This is a genomic window from Rhodoglobus sp. G.S.23 (assembly GCF_056675935.1).
This window is the reverse complement of record NZ_CM155237.1, coordinates 1418400-1434362: the sequence shown is the minus strand read 5'-3', so window position 1 is coordinate 1434362 and position 15963 is coordinate 1418400. Positions and strand designations below refer to the sequence as shown.

At 57.2% G+C, this 15963-nt stretch carries 17 protein-coding genes and 1 tRNA gene; 14 read left to right on the top strand and 4 right to left on the bottom strand.

Annotated features, from left to right (window positions below; all coding sequences use genetic code 11):
• Positions 1 to 16: 16 nt before the first annotated feature.
• Both AC1ENN_RS06900 and AC1ENN_RS06895 read right to left on the bottom strand, forming a co-directional pair.
• Positions 17 to 583, bottom strand: coding sequence for a PadR family transcriptional regulator (locus AC1ENN_RS06900; RefSeq protein WP_449646631.1), 567 nt, complete (start codon positions 581 to 583; stop codon positions 17 to 19).
• Between the two features lie 228 nt (positions 584 to 811).
• Positions 812 to 895: transfer RNA gene (locus tag AC1ENN_RS06895), tRNA-Leu, on the bottom strand.
• Between the two features lie 152 nt (positions 896 to 1047).
• Between AC1ENN_RS06895 and AC1ENN_RS06890 the strand changes: the two genes are divergently transcribed.
• Both AC1ENN_RS06890 and AC1ENN_RS06885 read left to right on the top strand, forming a co-directional pair.
• A complete protein-coding gene (locus AC1ENN_RS06890; protein ID WP_480406913.1) occupies positions 1048 to 2379 on the top strand; it encodes a M20/M25/M40 family metallo-hydrolase in 1332 nt (443 codons plus the stop codon).
• Positions 2380 to 2403: 24 nt separating this feature from the next.
• A complete protein-coding gene (locus AC1ENN_RS06885; protein ID WP_449646629.1) occupies positions 2404 to 3255 on the top strand; it encodes an undecaprenyl-diphosphate phosphatase in 852 nt (283 codons plus the stop codon).
• A gap of 18 nt (positions 3256 to 3273) precedes the next feature.
• Here the strand turns inward: AC1ENN_RS06885 and AC1ENN_RS06880 are convergent, their stop codons facing one another.
• On the bottom strand, positions 3274 to 4209 hold the full coding sequence (locus tag AC1ENN_RS06880) for a proteasome assembly chaperone family protein (RefSeq protein ID WP_480406912.1): 936 nt from the start codon (positions 4207 to 4209) through the stop codon (positions 3274 to 3276).
• 65 nt (positions 4210 to 4274) lie between these two features.
• Between AC1ENN_RS06880 and AC1ENN_RS06875 the strand changes: the two genes are divergently transcribed.
• From AC1ENN_RS06875 to AC1ENN_RS06820, 12 genes are all read left to right on the top strand, one after another.
• The gene (locus AC1ENN_RS06875) at positions 4275 to 4946 is read left to right on the top strand and encodes an HAD family hydrolase (protein WP_480406911.1); all 672 of its coding nucleotides are present in this window, start codon (positions 4275 to 4277) and stop codon (positions 4944 to 4946) included.
• Positions 4943 to 5929 carry a tRNA (adenine-N1)-methyltransferase gene (locus AC1ENN_RS06870; RefSeq protein ID WP_480406910.1) on the top strand — a complete coding sequence of 329 codons (987 nt, stop codon included), beginning with the start codon at positions 4943 to 4945 and terminating at the stop codon, positions 5927 to 5929. The genes AC1ENN_RS06875 and AC1ENN_RS06870 overlap by 4 nt, the downstream gene beginning before the upstream one ends.
• Positions 5930 to 5939: 10 nt before the next feature.
• Entirely contained in the window at positions 5940 to 6941 is a 1002-nt protein-coding gene (locus AC1ENN_RS06865) for an FKBP-type peptidyl-prolyl cis-trans isomerase (RefSeq protein WP_480392127.1), read from the top strand.
• A gap of 47 nt (positions 6942 to 6988) precedes the next feature.
• Entirely contained in the window at positions 6989 to 7972 is a 984-nt protein-coding gene (locus tag AC1ENN_RS06860; protein ID WP_480406909.1) for a helix-turn-helix transcriptional regulator, read from the top strand.
• A complete protein-coding gene (locus tag AC1ENN_RS06855; protein ID WP_480392125.1) occupies positions 7965 to 8948 on the top strand; it encodes a helix-turn-helix transcriptional regulator in 984 nt (327 codons plus the stop codon). The genes AC1ENN_RS06860 and AC1ENN_RS06855 overlap by 8 nt, the downstream gene beginning before the upstream one ends.
• Before the next feature lie 8 nt (positions 8949 to 8956).
• Positions 8957 to 9304 carry a hypothetical protein gene (locus AC1ENN_RS06850; RefSeq protein WP_480406908.1) on the top strand — a complete coding sequence of 116 codons (348 nt, stop codon included), beginning with the start codon at positions 8957 to 8959 and terminating at the stop codon, positions 9302 to 9304.
• Positions 9283 to 9684 carry a hypothetical protein gene (locus tag AC1ENN_RS06845; protein WP_480392123.1) on the top strand — a complete coding sequence of 134 codons (402 nt, stop codon included), beginning with the start codon at positions 9283 to 9285 and terminating at the stop codon, positions 9682 to 9684. The genes AC1ENN_RS06850 and AC1ENN_RS06845 overlap by 22 nt, the downstream gene beginning before the upstream one ends.
• An 81-nt stretch (positions 9685 to 9765) precedes the next feature.
• Positions 9766 to 9984 (top strand): Sec-independent protein translocase subunit TatA, encoded by a 219-nt coding sequence (tatA, locus tag AC1ENN_RS06840; RefSeq protein ID WP_449646620.1) that lies wholly within the window; start codon positions 9766 to 9768, stop codon positions 9982 to 9984.
• A gap of 47 nt (positions 9985 to 10031) precedes the next feature.
• Positions 10032 to 10790, top strand: coding sequence for a twin-arginine translocase subunit TatC (gene tatC / locus AC1ENN_RS06835; protein WP_480392166.1), 759 nt, complete (start codon positions 10032 to 10034; stop codon positions 10788 to 10790).
• A 55-nt stretch (positions 10791 to 10845) separates the two neighbouring features.
• Complete coding sequence (locus AC1ENN_RS06830) at positions 10846 to 13278, top strand: DEAD/DEAH box helicase (RefSeq protein ID WP_480406907.1); 2433 nt, start codon at positions 10846 to 10848, stop codon at positions 13276 to 13278.
• Positions 13279 to 13290: 12 nt separating this feature from the next.
• Positions 13291 to 14856, top strand: coding sequence for an apolipoprotein N-acyltransferase (lnt, locus tag AC1ENN_RS06825; protein WP_480406937.1), 1566 nt, complete (start codon positions 13291 to 13293; stop codon positions 14854 to 14856).
• A complete protein-coding gene (locus tag AC1ENN_RS06820; protein ID WP_480406906.1) occupies positions 14849 to 15574 on the top strand; it encodes a polyprenol monophosphomannose synthase in 726 nt (241 codons plus the stop codon). The genes lnt and AC1ENN_RS06820 overlap by 8 nt, the downstream gene beginning before the upstream one ends.
• Here the strand turns inward: AC1ENN_RS06820 and AC1ENN_RS06815 are convergent.
• On the bottom strand, positions 15571 to 15936 hold the full coding sequence (locus AC1ENN_RS06815) for an RNA polymerase-binding protein RbpA (protein WP_010202408.1): 366 nt from the start codon (positions 15934 to 15936) through the stop codon (positions 15571 to 15573). The two genes, AC1ENN_RS06820 and AC1ENN_RS06815, sit on opposite strands and share 4 nt — an antisense overlap.
• Positions 15937 to 15963 lie beyond the last annotated feature (27 nt).

Sequence of the window (15963 nt, the reverse complement as noted above, 5' to 3'; positions counted from 1 at the left end):
ACTCGGCGCCATTTGGTCAGTCTTGGGCGAGGATTGCGTAAAGCTTACGACGCGCATCGTCCACAACGGCGATTGCTTCTTCGACCTGTTCGGGGCTACCACTTCGCATGATCGGGATCACGGCTTCTGCCAGTTTGGCGGCAGCATGAGGCAGTGCTGTGGGCCGCGAAGAGTCGTGAGACTCCGAATCGTGCCATGGTGCTGGACGGCTCGACTTCACTTCGTCGTGCCCCTTCTCCGTCAACGTGTAGGTCTTCTTACCGTCGGCTTCGTGCGCCTCAATAAGCCCCTCATCGGCGAGTAGCTGGAGTGTGGGGTAAACAGAGCCAGGGCTGGGCTTCCACGCACCTTTACTGCGGCTTTCGATTTCGTGAATGATCTGGTAGCCGTGCATCGACTCTTCAGCAAGAAGAGAAAGGATGGCGACACGCACATCTCCGCGTCCCATCCGCGGCGATACGCGGCGCTCAAATTCTGAGCGCACGTTGTCGAGCGCATCCCAGAGACCCTGGCCTGCATGGTCAAAAGCTTCTGCGAACGGACGGCGCGAGTTGCGGCCGCCGGTTCCAAATGAGTTGTTCATGGTGGTCCTCCATTCCGCGGGGCGGGGCACGAGAGGCCCTGCCGATGCTCAACGATACATCGTTAACTATTTGCCGAAGGAAAACCACAGGAAACTTGCAGAAGCCGTCAGCGCATACCGGCCGAGTGGGATACGGCTCCGAGGAACGAAAAAAGGCCGGCAGCCGTATAAAACGACCTGCCGACCTAATCTCTCAACTACCGATTCGTTAGTCCGAATCATTCGCTGTGCGCGAAGGGGGACTTGAACCCCCACGCCCTTACGGGCACTAGCACCTCAAGCTAGCGCGTCTACCAATTCCGCCATCCGCGCGCATCAGCGGCGCTCTAGGAGCACCGCCGAGATAAGAGAATAGCATCATTTCTGAGCACACAATGACGCGTCCCGTGCACGGCTCCACGCGAGGCTTATCGACCAAACCGTGGCGTGCAGATTTTTCCCGGTCAGACGGCTAGCGTGGCCTTATGACTTCTGAGCCATCTCTTGAGCGCACCGCTCGCATCGCGCAAGATCTCATCCGCTTCGACACTTCTAACTACGGTGAGGGGCGATCCAACGGAGAGACTGTTGCCGCTGAGTACCTAGGCGCACTTCTTGAAGAGATGGGTTTGACGACCCAGTACTTTGATGCCGCCACTGGTCGCACCACCGTCGTGGCTCGTGTCGAAGGCAGCTACGACACCGAATCGTCGGCACCACATGCGAACGAACGCCCCGCCTTGATCCTGCACGGGCACACCGACGTTGTGCCGGCAGATCCAAAAAACTGGTCTGTTGATCCGTTCGGTGGAGAGATCCGGGACGGCCTACTTTGGGGCCGCGGTGCCGTGGACATGAAAAACATGGATGCCATGATCGTCACCGCTCTCGGCGACATTTTGGGAGCTGGCAAACGACCAGCGCGCGACCTCATCATCGCTTTCTTCTCAGACGAGGAGAACGGTGGCGAATTCGGTTCGCACTTCATGGTTGATCACCACGCCGACGTCTTTGACGGCGCGACCGAAGCCATCAGCGAAGTTGGCGGATACTCCGTTGATCTCCAAGGCCAGCGCGCCTACTTGCTGCAAACCGGCGAGAAAGCGCTTGTGTGGATCAAACTCACCGCGCGAGGCATGGCCGCCCATGGTTCGCGAGTAATCAGCAACAATGCAGTCACAAAACTTGCCGAGGCAGTCGCAATCTTGGGTCGTCAAGAGTGGCCAGTGCGGCTCACTGACACAACAACGTTGATGATCTCCGAATTGTCGCGCATCCTCAAAATCGACCCAGAAGTGGTTGGACCAGACGAGCTAATCCTGGCAACGGGTACTGCCTCGGGATTCCTGCAGGCGACACTGCGGACCACCAGCAACCCAACACTCTTGAACGCCGGCTACAAGCACAATGTGATTCCCGACTTTGCCGAAGCACTCATCGACATCCGCACGCTTCCCGGCGAAGAGGATGAGGTTCTCGCTCAAGTGCGCGCACTCCTGCCTGACGAAATTGAGATCGAAATCATGCACCGCGACATTGGGCTCGAAACCAGTTTCGATGGTCCGCTGGTCGATGCCATGATCGGCAGCCTCAATGTATTTGACCCAGGAGCTCCTGTATTGCCCTATCTCATGTCTGGCGGCACAGACAACAAGGCTCTCAAGCGGCTAGACATTACCGGCTACGGATTCGCGCCGCTCCAATTGCCCCCGGAGATCGACTTCCCCGGCATGTTCCATGGCGTTGATGAACGTGTGCCGTTGGACGCACTAGTCTTTGGCAGGCAGGTTCTCGGAGACTTGCTTCTCAAGTACTAGTTTTCACCTGATCGGGAGCGCTCCATGGGTTTTATCGAGGCCATTATTCTTGGGCTTGTTCAGGGACTCACCGAGTTTCTGCCGATATCGTCGAGCGCCCACTTGCGCATCATGGGCGAGTTTCTTCCCTCCGCGAGCGACCCAGGCGCAACATTCACGGCAATCACCCAGTTGGGCACAGAACTGGCCGTGATCCTCTACTTTCGCAAAGACATTGCCCGAATTCTGAGCCGCTGGTTTCAACAGTTTCGAAAGCCCAGCGGGTCTCACCGTGAGGTAGTCGACAAGAATCATCCGGATGTTCGGCTCGGCTGGCTGGTCATCATCGGTACGGTCCCGATCGTAATCGTCGGATACTTTGCCCAGGAGTACATCCGTTCCACGTTCCGCTCGCTCTGGTTGGTCGCGACCGTGCTCATTGTCTTCGGCATCATTTTGGGAATCGCTGACTACCTCGGAAAGCGCACTCGTGCACTCGATGAAATGACCTACGGCCACGGCATCACCATCGGCCTTGCGCAGGTGCTCGCACTCGTGCCCGGTGTTTCCCGCTCCGGCTCAACCATGACTGCCGGACTCGCCCTTGGCTATACTCGCCCCGCTGCAGCACGTTTCGGCTTTCTCCTAGCGATCCCCGCTGTCTTCGGCAGCGGGCTCTATGAACTCGTCCACAGCTTTGGTGAGTCAAACCACGTGTTTACCTACGCCGAAACTGCGGTCGCAACAGTGATCGCGTTCGTCGTGGGGTATGTCGTCATTGCCGCCCTCATGCGGTACATCGAAAAGCGCTCGTTCTTGCCGTTTGTCATTTATCGCGTAGCACTCGGCGTGACGTTATTTGTGCTGCTATCGTTCAACGTCATTCAGCCGGTGTAGTGCGTCGCCAGCCAGAATCTAGTCTTTACCGCGCCACGGCTCATCGCCGGCGGAACCCTGATCGGGCTTATCGTCTCCGCGACGAAGATACTTCTCAAATTCTTGAGCGATCGCCTCACCACTAGCTTCGGGGGAGTCAACAGTGTCGCGCGCCTGCTCCAACTGCTCGATGTAGGACGACATGTCGTCATCTTCGCCGGCAAGAGCGTCAATGCCTGTTTCCCAGTCGGTGGCCTCCGTCACGAGGTCGCCTCGAGGAATCACGACATCCACAATTTCTTCAAGCTTGTCGATGATCGCAAGAGTTGCCTTAGGCGATGGCGCATTGTGCACATAGTGCGGAACGGATGCCCAGATCGACATAGTAGTGATGCCTGCCGCTTCAGCAGCCTGACCCAACACCGAAAGAATCCCCACTGGCCCCTCGTAGTTGCTTCGCTCAATTTCTAAAGCAGAACGCACCGAAGGGTTTTCACTAGAGGTAAAGACCGAAATTGGTCGCGTGTGCGGAACGTCAGCCAGCATTGCGCCAAGGAAAACGATCGACGTAATGCCGTTGTCAACAACGGTTTCGAGAATGTCTCTCGTGAACGCCTTCCATGATCGCGAAGGCTCGGTTCCCAGCAGCAAGTAAATGTTCGACTGGTTGTTCGCACTGAGTTGCAATTCCGCATCAGCGGCGATGCTATCCGGACGAACGGTATTGGGGCGGGACGGTCCATAAATGGTTACCGAGGGCCAAGTGAGCGACCGATTGCCGTCATCATCATGCGCGACCATGGGCCGATTAAATTGATAGTCGAAGTAGTCTTCAGGATCGACTTCGGCGATGGGGTAGACGTCTAATTGCTCTTTGAGGGATTTGACGGCACCGCTGGCCGCTTCTCCGGCGTCATTCCACCCCTCGAAGGCGACGACCAAGAGTCGTCCGTTCGCGAATAGGGTGTTAGTCACTTGGCTCCTTTAGGTCGAGTGCCACGAATGTCACTAGGTCAAGGATAGAACTACGATGGTGCGTTGTGACTCATTCCACTCCGGCTGCCGTTTTATGGGACATGGACGGCACCCTCATAAATTCCGAACCATACTGGATTTCCGCCGAGGTCCAGCTCGTTGAAGCGTTCGGAGGTGAGTGGACGCATGACGACGCTATGGCCGTCGTTGGCAGCGGCCTATTCAATTCAGCACGAGCTATGCAAGCCAAGGGTGTTGAACTCGATGAGCAAACTATTGTTGATCGGCTCACCGATCAGGTGATGATACAGCTGCGAGAATCCGGAATCCCTTGGCGTCCAGGCGCCCGTGAGTTGCTGCTTGAGCTTCGAGAAGCCAACATACCGACCGCCCTTGTCACCATGTCGATAGGGCGCATGGCGCACCATATCGTCGACAATCTTGGTTTCCACGGTTTCGACGCGGTGATTTCGGGAGATGACGTCGAGAATCCGAAGCCTCATCCGCAGCCGTACCATGTCGGCGCTGACGCCCTCGGCGTTGACATTGATGATTGCGTTGCCATCGAAGACTCCCCACCGGGCGCCACTTCAGCCTTCAGCGCTGGAGCAACGGTAGTGGGAGTTCCTTTTATGGTCGACATTCCCGAAGATCAGACTCATGCGCTCTGGCCGACACTTGCCGGGCGCACGCTCGAACATCTCTCAGAACTTCACGCAAAGGTAGCAACTCGATGACTGACGTATTCCGACGACAGAGCGGCGAATTCCGCGTAGGTGACCGTGTTCAGCTCACAGGACCAAAGGGCCGCCTCAACACGGTTACCCTCAAGCCTGGGGGAGCATTCCACACTCACCGGGGTGTGCTGAGCCATGACGTCATCATCGGCCTTCCGGATGCCAGTGTGGTCACGTGTTCCAACGGCATCGAATATTTGGCGATGCGACCGCTGCTCACCGATTTCGTCATGTCGATGCCCCGCGGTGCCGCAATTATTTATCCGAAGGATGCCGCACAGATCATTGGCCAAGCCGATGTATTTCCGGGAGCCCACGTTGTGGAGGCTGGTGTTGGCTCCGGCGCACTCTCCCTGTGGCTTTTGCGCGCCATCGGACCGAGTGGCCAGTTGAGTTCATTCGAACGACGTGAAGAGTTCTCAGAGATTGCTCAGTCGAACGTTGAAGCATTCCTCGGCGCGAAGCCCGAAAACTGGTCGGTAACTGTTGGTGATCTTCAGGAACAACTGCCAGCATCCGTTGAACCTGGGTCTGTCGACCGTGTGGTTCTCGACATGCTCGCTCCGTGGGAATGCATCGAAGAGTGCGCCACCGCGCTGACGCCAGGCGGAGTGCTGCTGTGCTACATCGCCACCGTCACACAGCTGTCACGTGTTGCTGAAGCGATTCGCGCAACCGGACTCTTCACTGAACCTGATTCCAATGAAACTATCGTGCGCGGCTGGCACGTCGAGGGCCTTGCCGTTCGTCCAGATCACCGCATGGTTGCCCATACAGGGTTCCTGATGACGGCGCGCCGTCTGGCGCCCGGCTCCGTATTGCCGGAACTCAAGCGCCGCGCATCCAAAACTGACTTCAGCGATGAGGATGTCGAGATCTGGACTCCCGGTGCACTGGGGGAGCGCAGCGCGAGCGCTAAGCGCCTGCGCAAGACTGCGCGTGAGGCGAAGGCGGCGGCTGAAGCCGCGTCTTCAGACCGGTAGAGTGATGGCGATGTCTGTGTCGATGAAAAGAGTATTTGTGCGCAAGCTTGCAGTGGTGGCCCTGAGCGCCGGAATCGTTGTTTCGTTGAGCGGTTGCGCCAACGGCCCCTTCAATCTGGCTGCGTGTACTCCGCTGTTTTCTTCGGGCAGCAACGCGGCTCTCGTCACTACCGGCGGAGACCTCAGCGCCGACCCCGAAGCGGAATTTCCGACTCCACTCATTGCCGATGGCATCTCAAGTGAGGTGACGACGGTTGGTGATGGCGAACAGCTCAACGATGGAGACGTTGCCACACTGCAAATCACGATTTACAACGGCGAAACTGGCGAACAGCTAATTTCCACGGGTCACGACAGCGCCGGTCTCCGTGTTCCCGTTACCGAGCGCGCACCGCACTTTGGCGAGATCGCACAATGCTCGACGGTTGGATCGCGCATTGTCACTGTGGGAACCGCTGGCGAGATCTTGGGTGCCGAAAATATCACTCAGAACCAGCTTCCGCTAACCGATAGTGACACCATCGTGATGGTTAGCGACGTTGAAACCCGCTATCCGGGCAAGGCTGACGGCACAAACCAGGTTCCCCCGTCCGGTCTTCCTGCGGTGGTCCTGGCACCGAATGGTCAGCCTGGCTTTACGTTCCCCGGAACAGAAGCACCGAGTGAACTTAAGGTGGCAACGCTCAAGGCTGGAGACGGTCAAACGGTAGCCAAGGGCGACCTTGCCGTGATGCACGTGAGTGGCATCGAGTGGGATGCCGACGACACCTTTACCAACAGTTGGGAAGAAGCTGGCGTTCCCGGAACCTATCTCATCGAGAGCAGCGAAACTTCGGACCGTGGACTTCCTCCGGGGCTTGCTAAGGCACTCATCGGAAAAAAGGTCGGCTCGCAGGTTCTCGTTGTTCTCCCGCCAGACGTGGGATTTGCCGAGGGCACAGCTCCAGACGGGGTGACTAGCGGATCCACATTGGTATTCGTTTTCGACATTCTGGGAATCCAAGAGCAGTAATCGTTCAACTAGACACGGCCGGGTGTCAGAGACATAGGATTTGACTCGTGCCAGTACCCAAAGTTCCCAACGAGGAGCGACTTTTTAGCTTGGTGTTAGCCTTGCTGTCGTCCGAGGCCGGACTGACGAAGAGCGAAATCTTGTCGACCGTCCAGGGCTACCGTCAACGGTTCGTGCACTCGGGCGATAACTCCAACCTTGAGCGCCAATTTGAGCGCGATAAGGATGATGTTCGCGAACTCGGGGTACCGCTCGAGACGATGGAATCTCCCGAGCAGGCTGGCAACAACCACAACCTTCGCTACCGTATTCCACGGGTCGATTACGAGCTTCCGGACGACATCAGTTTCTCGGCTGAAGAGTCGACGCTTCTCGGGCTCGCCGCAATGGTGTGGCGTGAAGGTTCGCTGTCTGAAGAATCGCGCCGAGCAATGGTCAAGCTTCGTTCGCTCGGCATTGCTACTGCCGAGCCGGTGCTGAGTTACGCCCCGCAATTGCGAGTGCGCGAACAATCTTTCGAGCCGTTGCGGTTAGCGCTCGATAAGCGGGTTTTGGTTTCGTTTGACTATCTGAAACCGGGGGAGCAGTCATCAACGCAGCGCACGGTCGCGCCGCTTGCGCTCGTTCAGCATCAGGGCCGCTGGCATTTGTATGCCAAAGATCCAGCGACAGATCGTTTTAAGACGTTCCTCCTTCGCCGCATCGTGAGCCCCGTGCGTGCAAGCAAGAAGCCATCCGATGAATCAACGGTGGATGCCGCTGCTCGCGCACTTGCCGAGCTGGAAGCTGTCTGGCAATCCAATGTCGCAGTTGTGCGAGTCGAGCCAGGAACAGATGCAGCTACCCGATTGAGCAAGCGCCGGGGCGCTACAAAACGCGCAACCGCAGACCTCGAGCTCCACTTCACCGACATTAATATTTTTGCTGATGAGCTGGCAAGTTTTGGGCCTGAAGTACTCGTGATTTCTCCTCACGCTGTACGTGCTGCCGTCATCGAACGCTTGACGAGAACGGCGGCTGACCATGGCTAAGAAAGTTCAACCACTTCGCGCGCAAGACAAGCTGGTCTATTTGCTCGCTCTTGTTCCCTATTTGATGGATCGCGATCGCGTGAGCGTATCGGAAGCCGCCGCGCACTTTGGGGTTCCTGAACAACAGATTCGGGACGCCGTGCGGTTGATTGCGGTGTCGGGAATTCCTGGCGAGACGTCGACCTATCAAGACAGCGACCTGTTCGATATCGCGTGGGATGATTTCGAAGAGAACGACCAGATCGTGCTCACCCACATGGTCGCCATCGACGACTCACCGCGGTTCTCTGCGCGCGAGGCATCCGCGCTTATCGCTGGTCTTCAATACCTCTCTGGTCTGCCAGAGCATGCTGACCGAGCTGCGATCGCGACCCTCATGTCGAAACTTTCGCGTGGAGCCTCCGCTCAGCCGACCGCAATGGGCGTTGAAGCAAGCGATCTTGATGAGACTCTTGCCCTGATTCGTGAGTCAGTTGCCGCGGGCACGCAGATCGAGTTCGACTACCTCAATTCGCGGGGAGAGTCAGAGCGTCGCCGCATCGATCCGCTGCGGGTTGAATCTGTGGACACTGATTGGTATGTCCGGGGTTGGTGTCACTCTCGGGAAGACGTGCGAACGTTCCGTCTTGACCGCATCTCATGCCCGACAATGACTTCGGCACCGATCACCCACACCGCGGCCGATGTGAGCCTTCCAGAGACTCTCTTTGACGCGTCGCCAGAAGACTGTGAGGTCACCATCGAGGTCGTGGAGAGTGCGATCCCTCTCTTGGGAGATTATGTAGCAGACAATGCGCGATTGACTCCTGCAGGGGAGCGCGTACGCACCACGGTTCGTGTTCCCCATTTTCACGGGCTGAAGCGCCTCATTGCTGGGCTCCCGGGCGTTGTGACTGTTGTTGGCCCCGCTGAAGCTCGTGAAGCCGTGGCGTTGTGGGCTCGCTCTGGTGTCGACCGCTATGCGGAATTGCCGTAGGAATTTACATGATTCAGTGGTGGGGATGGCTTCTGATCTGGGCGGGCCTCGTGCTCGCGCTGTTGCTCGTGCTCGGGTTTCTTGCCTACAGATTGTTTCGTAAAGCAATCGATCTGATGCACGAGGTATCTGCCGTTGTCGATAAGACTGCGGCGCTGGATGTTGAAGTCCCGGAACTATCTCAGCCACAGATTGCCATACTCACTCAGATGAGCGAGATTCGAGCACAACGCGATACCCGGCAGCGGCGTCGCTCAAAACTGAAGATCGAACGCCACGAGCGTCGCCTCGCTAGGGCTAAGCGAATCACTAAGCGCGATGCGAACTCGGCTCAATGGCCAGCAGGGTGGTCGTAGTGGGCTGGTTGATCGCTACGGCAATTGTGTTTCTCGCGCTGCTTTGGACTGCGACGAGGCTGCGCCGACGTTCCATCCGCACCATCTTGCTTACCACGGGTGCGCAAACCTCAGCCATCAGCAGCATTTATCGCCGCGGCCGACGGACTCCTCGAATTGCAGTGCGCTACACGGATAACTCCGGTACCGAACGAACAGCGGTGAAAGCACTCCTGAGCGCCGGCGACTCCGAACTGCTCAAGCAGCCTGCCGTCGTTCTTTATCATCCGAAACGTGCCGACCGTTCTGATTACGTTCTCGTCGGTTTTGGAAATCAGCCGCGCACTTGGTTCCCGGTCGATTTCGTCTCGAACACCGGCGGGAACACGACTCAAGAGTAGACAAGCCAGCCTTAAGCGCCTCGGCGAGGTGCTAGGTATGATGGCTACACGTAATCTTCGACAGTTAAAGGATGTACCCACATGCTCGGCAATCTCACCGGGGCACACCTGATCATCATTCTGGTGATCGTCCTGCTGTTGTTCGGCGCCCCCAAACTTCCTGGGCTCGCCCGCAGTATTGGTCAATCAATGCGAATTTTCCGCAGCGAGGTCAAGACCATGAAGGACGAAAACGACGGCGATGACACGACCTCGTCGACTTCGGCAGACTCCAACGATTCCACGCCTCCGAAGCCTTAGCTTTTATGCCCCGAACCAGTAGGTGGCGCAACAAGAGCGACGAACGGATGTCGCTGGGAGCGCATCTGATAGAACTGCGTAAGCGGTTGACGATTTCGGCAGTCGCGATCATCGTCACCGCTATTGGCTCCATCTTCATTGTGGAGTACGTCATCGACGCTCTGCGCGCTCCGATTACGAATATCGCGGATGCGACAGGGCGCGGCGCGGCGCTCAACTATGACGCGGTCACCCAGGCGTTCGACATTCACTTCCAGATCATCATTACGGTCGGAATTGTGGCCGCTAGCCCCGTATGGCTTTACCAAGTGTGGGCGTTCTTGGTTCCTGGTTTGGTCCGAAAAGAAAAGCAGTATGCGATCGGGTTCCTTTCAGCCGCTATCCCATTGTTTTTAGCCGGGTGCGCTGCGGGGTGGTTCATCATGCCAAACATCGTGACGCTGCTGCTCAGTTTCGCCGGTGATCAGGATCTCTCGAATTTGAACGCCAAGTACTACTACGACTTCATCGTCAAGCTCATGTTGGCGATCGGAATCGCGTTCGTTCTTCCCGTTTTTATTGTGCTTCTGAACTTTGTTGGCGTGCTCTCGGCCAGCGCGATTCTCAAAGGCTGGAGGGTGGCGATACTGGCGATCTGTCTCTTCACTGCAATGGCAACCCCTGCAGCGGATGTCATCTCAATGTTCCTCCTCGCCATCCCCATGGTGATCCTCTACTTCTCAGCCGCCCTTATTGCGTGGCTCCATGATCGTCGAGCGGCGAAACGGGCGGCACGATTCGATGCCGAGCTCGGCGCCGATCTCTAGTCGCCAACCGTGCGGGATACGTCCGGCTTCGCCGTCACCGCTTAGGCTGTAGTCAATGAGTGATCTGTCTCCCGCCGAACGTTTCGCTGCGGCGAAGAAGCGTCGCGGTTACCCCGTGCTTGAAGCTTTTCGTGCCAGCCAGCGTTTTGATCTTGACGAGTTCCAGGTTTTGGCGTGTCAAGTCGTGGAGGATGACAAGAGCGTCTTGGTGGCAGCGCCAACGGGCGCAGGTAAGACAATCATCGCCGAGTTTGCCATCTACCGCGCGATGCAACTCGATGGGCCGAAGGTGTTTTACACCGCCCCGATGAAGGCGCTCAGTAACCAAAAGTTCCAGGAACTGGTCACCGAGTACGGTGCGGAAAATGTTGGACTCCTCACAGGGGATACCAACGTAAACGCAAGCGCGCGCATTGTCGTGATGACGACAGAAGTATTGCGAAACATGCTGTACGCGAAGTCTGATTTGCTTCGCAATTTGAGCACCGTCGTCATGGATGAGGTGCATTTTTTGGGCGACCGCTTCCGCGGTGCGGTGTGGGAAGAAGTAATCATCCACCTGCCAGACGACGTTCGCATGGTGTCGCTCAGCGCCACCGTGTCGAACGCTGAGGAGTTCGGCGACTGGTTGCAGGCCGTTCGCGGCGACACCGAAGTTATCGTCTCAGAACAGCGCCCTGTGCCCCTAGAGCAGCACGTTCTGGTGAGCAGCAAGCTTGTCGACCTATTCGATTCGTCTGGACTGGCCGCAACGAACAGAGTCAACCCCGAACTCGTACAGATGGCGCGGTTTGGCGGGCGAAGTCAGAGCGTGCGCAATCGCAAAAATAGCAGTCGTTACGAATCCCGTGGCGGTCGCCCGGCACGCACCAAGATGGACCGCGCGGATGTTGTCGCGATGCTGTCATCCAAAAATCTCGTTCCGGCAATTTTCTTCATTTTCAGTCGCATGGGTTGCGATCAGGCGGTGAACCAGGTTCTCCGTGCGGGTGTTCGCCTCACGACGGTGCAGGAGCGTGATGAGATTCGCGAGATCGTGGAGGCACGTTGCCGCACTCTTCTCGATGAAGATCTCGCGGTTCTCGGCTATTGGGAGTGGCTCAATGGGCTCGAGCGCGGTGTCGCCGCCCATCATGCCGGCATGCTGCCTGCCTTCAAGGAGGTCGTTGAGGAGCTCTTTCAGAAGAAGCTTGTCAAAGCAGTCTTTGCGACCGAGACTCTTGCTCTCGGCATTAACATGCCGGCGCGCACCGTCGTTCTTGAGAAGCTCGAAAAGTTCAATGGTGAGGCTCGGGTACCGATAACTCCAGGGGAGTACACCCAACTCACGGGGCGCGCTGGCCGTCGCGGTATCGATATCGAAGGCCACTCCGTCATTCAGTGGGTTGACGGTCTCGATCCTCAAGCCGTCGCTTCTTTGGCATCCCGCCGCACTTACCCTCTCAATTCGAGCTTTAAGCCGACCTACAATATGGCGGTTAACTTAATTGAACTCTTTGGTCGCGAACACACGCGCGAAATCTTGGAGTCGAGCTTCGCGCAGTTCCAGGCCGACCGCGCGGTCGTCGATCTTGCGCGCAAGGTGCGTTCACAGAAAAATTCGCTCGAGGGCTACGAGAAATCGATGCAGTGTCATTTGGGTGATTTTGCTGAGTATTCGCGCATTCGTCGGGAATTGAACGATCTTGAGCGCAAAACGACCCCGAAGAATGATCCGAGCCAGCGAGCCGATCGGGATCGGCGCCAGCGCAAACTTGCAAGCCTTCGCAACCAAATGCGCAAACATGATTGTCATGCGTGCCCCGAACGTGAGTCTCATGCTCGCTGGGCTGAACGATGGTGGCGCCTCAAGCGCGAGACCGATCAGCTGAGTCGGCAGATTCAGAATCGCACCGGCGCAGTCGCGAAAATCTTTGATCGAGTTACTGATGTATTGACGCAACTTAATTACATTGAGCCTGGCGCAAACGGCGAGATGACGATCAATGCTCACGGCAGAATCCTTCGGCGCATTTATGGTGAACGCGACCTACTGGTTGCTGAATGTCTTCGCCACGGTTTTTGGAAAGATTTGGATGCCGCGTCGATGGCGGCCATGGCGACCACGCTCGTCTACGAACCTCGCCGCGACGAAGGAGACCTCAGCGATCGTTACCTTCCTCGCGGCCCGTTCCGCGAAGCGTTCGATAAGACCTCAACGTTATGGGCGCAGCTTGATGACCTCGAGCGCGACAACCGTCTGCCAGGAAGCCAACCACTGTCAACGGGCCTTTCGCTCGCGATGTACCGCTGGGCCAACGGAGCCAATCTCGACTCGGTTCTTGATTTGGCGGATATGGCGGCAGGCGACTTTGTTCGATCGACTAAGCAGGCGATCGATCTTCTCGATCAGCTCTCAGTGGTTGCTGACGGTGACGTCGGTCGCACAGCGCGCCAAGCACTCGATGGCATCCGCCGTGGAATAGTCGCCTACAGTTCTGTCGCTTAGGCTCAACGAGTGATGCTCCACAAACCCGTTGCTGTGCTGCCCCTGTGGGCAGCAGTAGTTACCGCACTCGCTTCGGGCCCCGTGCTGGATGCAGGATTCCCTGACAAAGATGTGTGGCCAATGACTTTCGTCGGCATCGCCCTGGTGTTGATCGCCGCACGTGGTCGAAGTGTCGGTGGTTCTTTGCTGATCGGGTTCTTGGCTGGCTCAGCATTCTATTTCACGCATATTCAGTGGGCGTCGTTGTTTTTGGGTCCGGTACCGATGTCTGCCCTCTCGATTCTTGAAGCAATGTTCTTCGCTGTCGGGACGTTGGCGATTGCCTTGGCCTATCGGTGGTTACCACGCGTGTTTGGTGTTGGTTGGGCAGCCACGATCGGACTGTCGATTGTCATTGCTGGTTTGTGGACAGCTCGAGAAGCGTGGGCAAGTGTGTGGCCCTATGGCGGATTCGCTTGGGGACGGGTGGCGCTTTCGCAATCGGATAGTCCCCTTTCAGAATTATTCGCGTGGCTGGGTATTTCGGGCGTCAGCTTTGTCATGGTGTTGGTCGTCTCCCTGACGCTGGCAGCAATCGAATATTCGTGGACGCGATATCGCGAGACTCCGCTCGATGAGCGATCTCAGCATGTCTCCCGTGCGTTGCGCACCGCCTTTGTCCCCGTGGCAATTTTTGCGATTCTCGTCAATATTCCCGCGTTTGCAGTGACCACCGAAGGATCGCTGCGGGTAGGCGCAGTGCAGGGGAGCGGTAAAGCCGCCTACTTTGATGAGCGTGAACGCGGTGATCTCCTGAATGCTCAGCTTCAAGCGACCGAACCCTTGTATGGCGAGAAGCTTGATCTCGTGGTGTGGCCAGAAGGGGGAACTGATATCTCGCCGCTGAGCAACAGCTATGCCGCTGCCGCGTTCGACTTTGTTACCAAGCGCGCTGGGGCGCCGCTCATCTCTGGTGATATTACCGAGCGCAATGACAACGTTTACAACAGTCAATTGCTGTGGATGCCGGGAGAGGGTGTTGTCGACATTTATGACAAACGTCACCCTATTCCGTTCGGCGAATATGTTCCCAACCGTGATTTCTGGTCTCAGTTTGCGCCCGACCTCATCGGACTCATCGCCCGCGATTACACAATTGGGGCAACAGACATGGTCTTCGACGTCAACGGGGTGACCGTCGGCGTAAACATCTGCTTCGATATCGTGGATGACCAAATTTTGACCGAGTCAGTCGAGCAGGGGGCGCAAATCATCATTGCGTCGTCCAATAATGCAGACTTTGGGCGAACCGATGAGAGCGCCCAACAGCTCGCGACCGCGCGAATTCGGGCTCTCGAGCTCGGCCGAAGCGTCGTGAACATTTCGACAGTAGGACTGAGCGCGATTATTGCGCCAGACGGAAAAACGATTGCTGAGCTTCCTTGGTATACACCGGCAGTCATGCTCGAAGATGTCCCGTTGAGCAGCACGATCACCCCTGCAGTTGTCTGGGGTCGTGAACTTGAGTGGCTTGTCTCAGGAATTGGGCTCGGCGCACTCGTCGTCGCTGTACTTGTGGGTCGGAGAATGAATGCCTAATGTCATCGTAATAGTGCCCACCTACAACGAAATCGAAAATGTATCGGCCATCGTCGGGCGACTGCGGCAAGCAGTGCCACGAGCAGACGTCCTCGTCGTTGACGACTCAAGCCCTGACGGAACAGGGGAGCGGGCTGATCAGCTGGCGTCTGCTGACCCCGGTGTGTCTGTGCTACATCGCCCCAAGAAAGAGGGCCTCGGCAGGGCGTATCTTGCTGGGTTCACGTATGCGCTCAACCACGGCTATGAGTACGTCGTCGAAATCGATGCGGACGGCTCACACGACCCCACAGACTTGGCCGCCATGATCAAGCTCGCGAAGGCAGGAAACGACCTAGTCATTGGATCTCGCTGGGTCAGCGGCGGCTCGGTAAAGAACTGGCCGTGGTTTCGACACAGCGTCTCGCGCGCCGGTAACGCCTACGCACGGGTGGTGCTCGGTTCACACATCCACGATCTCACTGCGGGATACCGAGTGTTCCGCGCTAGCGCACTCAGAGACCTAGGCCTAGAAGGGGTCTCGTCGCAGGGATACTGCTTCCAAGTGGAACTGGCCTGGAATCTCGAACGTGCGGGCTACCGAGTGGTTGAGCATCCGATCACATTCGTTGAGCGTTCAACGGGCCGGTCAAAAATGCATGCAGGAATTGTTGCAGAGGCACTGCTCAGGGTCACCGGCTGGGGGCTATCGGCGACCCTGAGAACAGTACGTCGTTAAGCGCCGATCTTCTGCTGACCGCGACGAGCGCGGAGGAAGTCAAGGCGCTCCTGAAGAAGCTCTTCCAGTTCGGGACGCGTGCGACGCTCAAGGAGCATGTCCCAGTGGCTACGGGGAGTTTTAACGTCAACGAGATCGAGTTCGACGAGTTCGCCATCGCTATCGAGGAGCGTTCCCTCCTGACCAGTCTTGGCATCGTGCCACTGCTGGGGCACCTCAGCGTCGGACGAAAACATCACTTCAAAAGTGTTGCCGTCTGCTGCTCTGTATGTGCTCTTTTTCCGCGGGGAAAACTCGACACCCTCTTCGCTCTGTAGGCTTTGGGTTCCAAGTCTCATGCCGCGCAAGCTGCGATCTGCCATCGTGTGGCCTCCTTCAATTCGCGGTTT

Bases quoted from the DNA above. Each gene is read 5' to 3' on its own strand.
- AC1ENN_RS06890 (WP_480406913.1), top strand. From the start codon at position 1,048: ATGACTTCTGAGCCATCTCTTGAGCGCACCGCTCGCATCGCGCAAGAT.
- AC1ENN_RS06815 (WP_010202408.1), bottom strand. From the start codon at position 15,936: ATGGCAGATCGCAGCTTGCGCGGCATGAGACTTGGAACCCAAAGCCTA.
- AC1ENN_RS06850 (WP_480406908.1), top strand. From the start codon at position 8,957: ATGATTCAGTGGTGGGGATGGCTTCTGATCTGGGCGGGCCTCGTGCTC.
- tatA (WP_449646620.1), top strand. From the start codon at position 9,766: ATGCTCGGCAATCTCACCGGGGCACACCTGATCATCATTCTGGTGATC.
- AC1ENN_RS06855 (WP_480392125.1), top strand. From the start codon at position 7,965: ATGGCTAAGAAAGTTCAACCACTTCGCGCGCAAGACAAGCTGGTCTAT.
- tatC (WP_480392166.1), top strand. From the start codon at position 10,032: ATGTCGCTGGGAGCGCATCTGATAGAACTGCGTAAGCGGTTGACGATT.
- AC1ENN_RS06865 (WP_480392127.1), top strand. From the start codon at position 5,940: ATGTCTGTGTCGATGAAAAGAGTATTTGTGCGCAAGCTTGCAGTGGTG.
- AC1ENN_RS06845 (WP_480392123.1), top strand. From the start codon at position 9,283: ATGGCCAGCAGGGTGGTCGTAGTGGGCTGGTTGATCGCTACGGCAATT.
- lnt (WP_480406937.1), top strand. From the start codon at position 13,291: ATGCTCCACAAACCCGTTGCTGTGCTGCCCCTGTGGGCAGCAGTAGTT.
- AC1ENN_RS06820 (WP_480406906.1), top strand. From the start codon at position 14,849: ATGCCTAATGTCATCGTAATAGTGCCCACCTACAACGAAATCGAAAAT.
- AC1ENN_RS06885 (WP_449646629.1), top strand. From the start codon at position 2,404: ATGGGTTTTATCGAGGCCATTATTCTTGGGCTTGTTCAGGGACTCACC.
- AC1ENN_RS06870 (WP_480406910.1), top strand. From the start codon at position 4,943: ATGACTGACGTATTCCGACGACAGAGCGGCGAATTCCGCGTAGGTGAC.
- AC1ENN_RS06900 (WP_449646631.1), bottom strand. From the start codon at position 583: ATGAACAACTCATTTGGAACCGGCGGCCGCAACTCGCGCCGTCCGTTC.
- AC1ENN_RS06830 (WP_480406907.1), top strand. From the start codon at position 10,846: ATGAGTGATCTGTCTCCCGCCGAACGTTTCGCTGCGGCGAAGAAGCGT.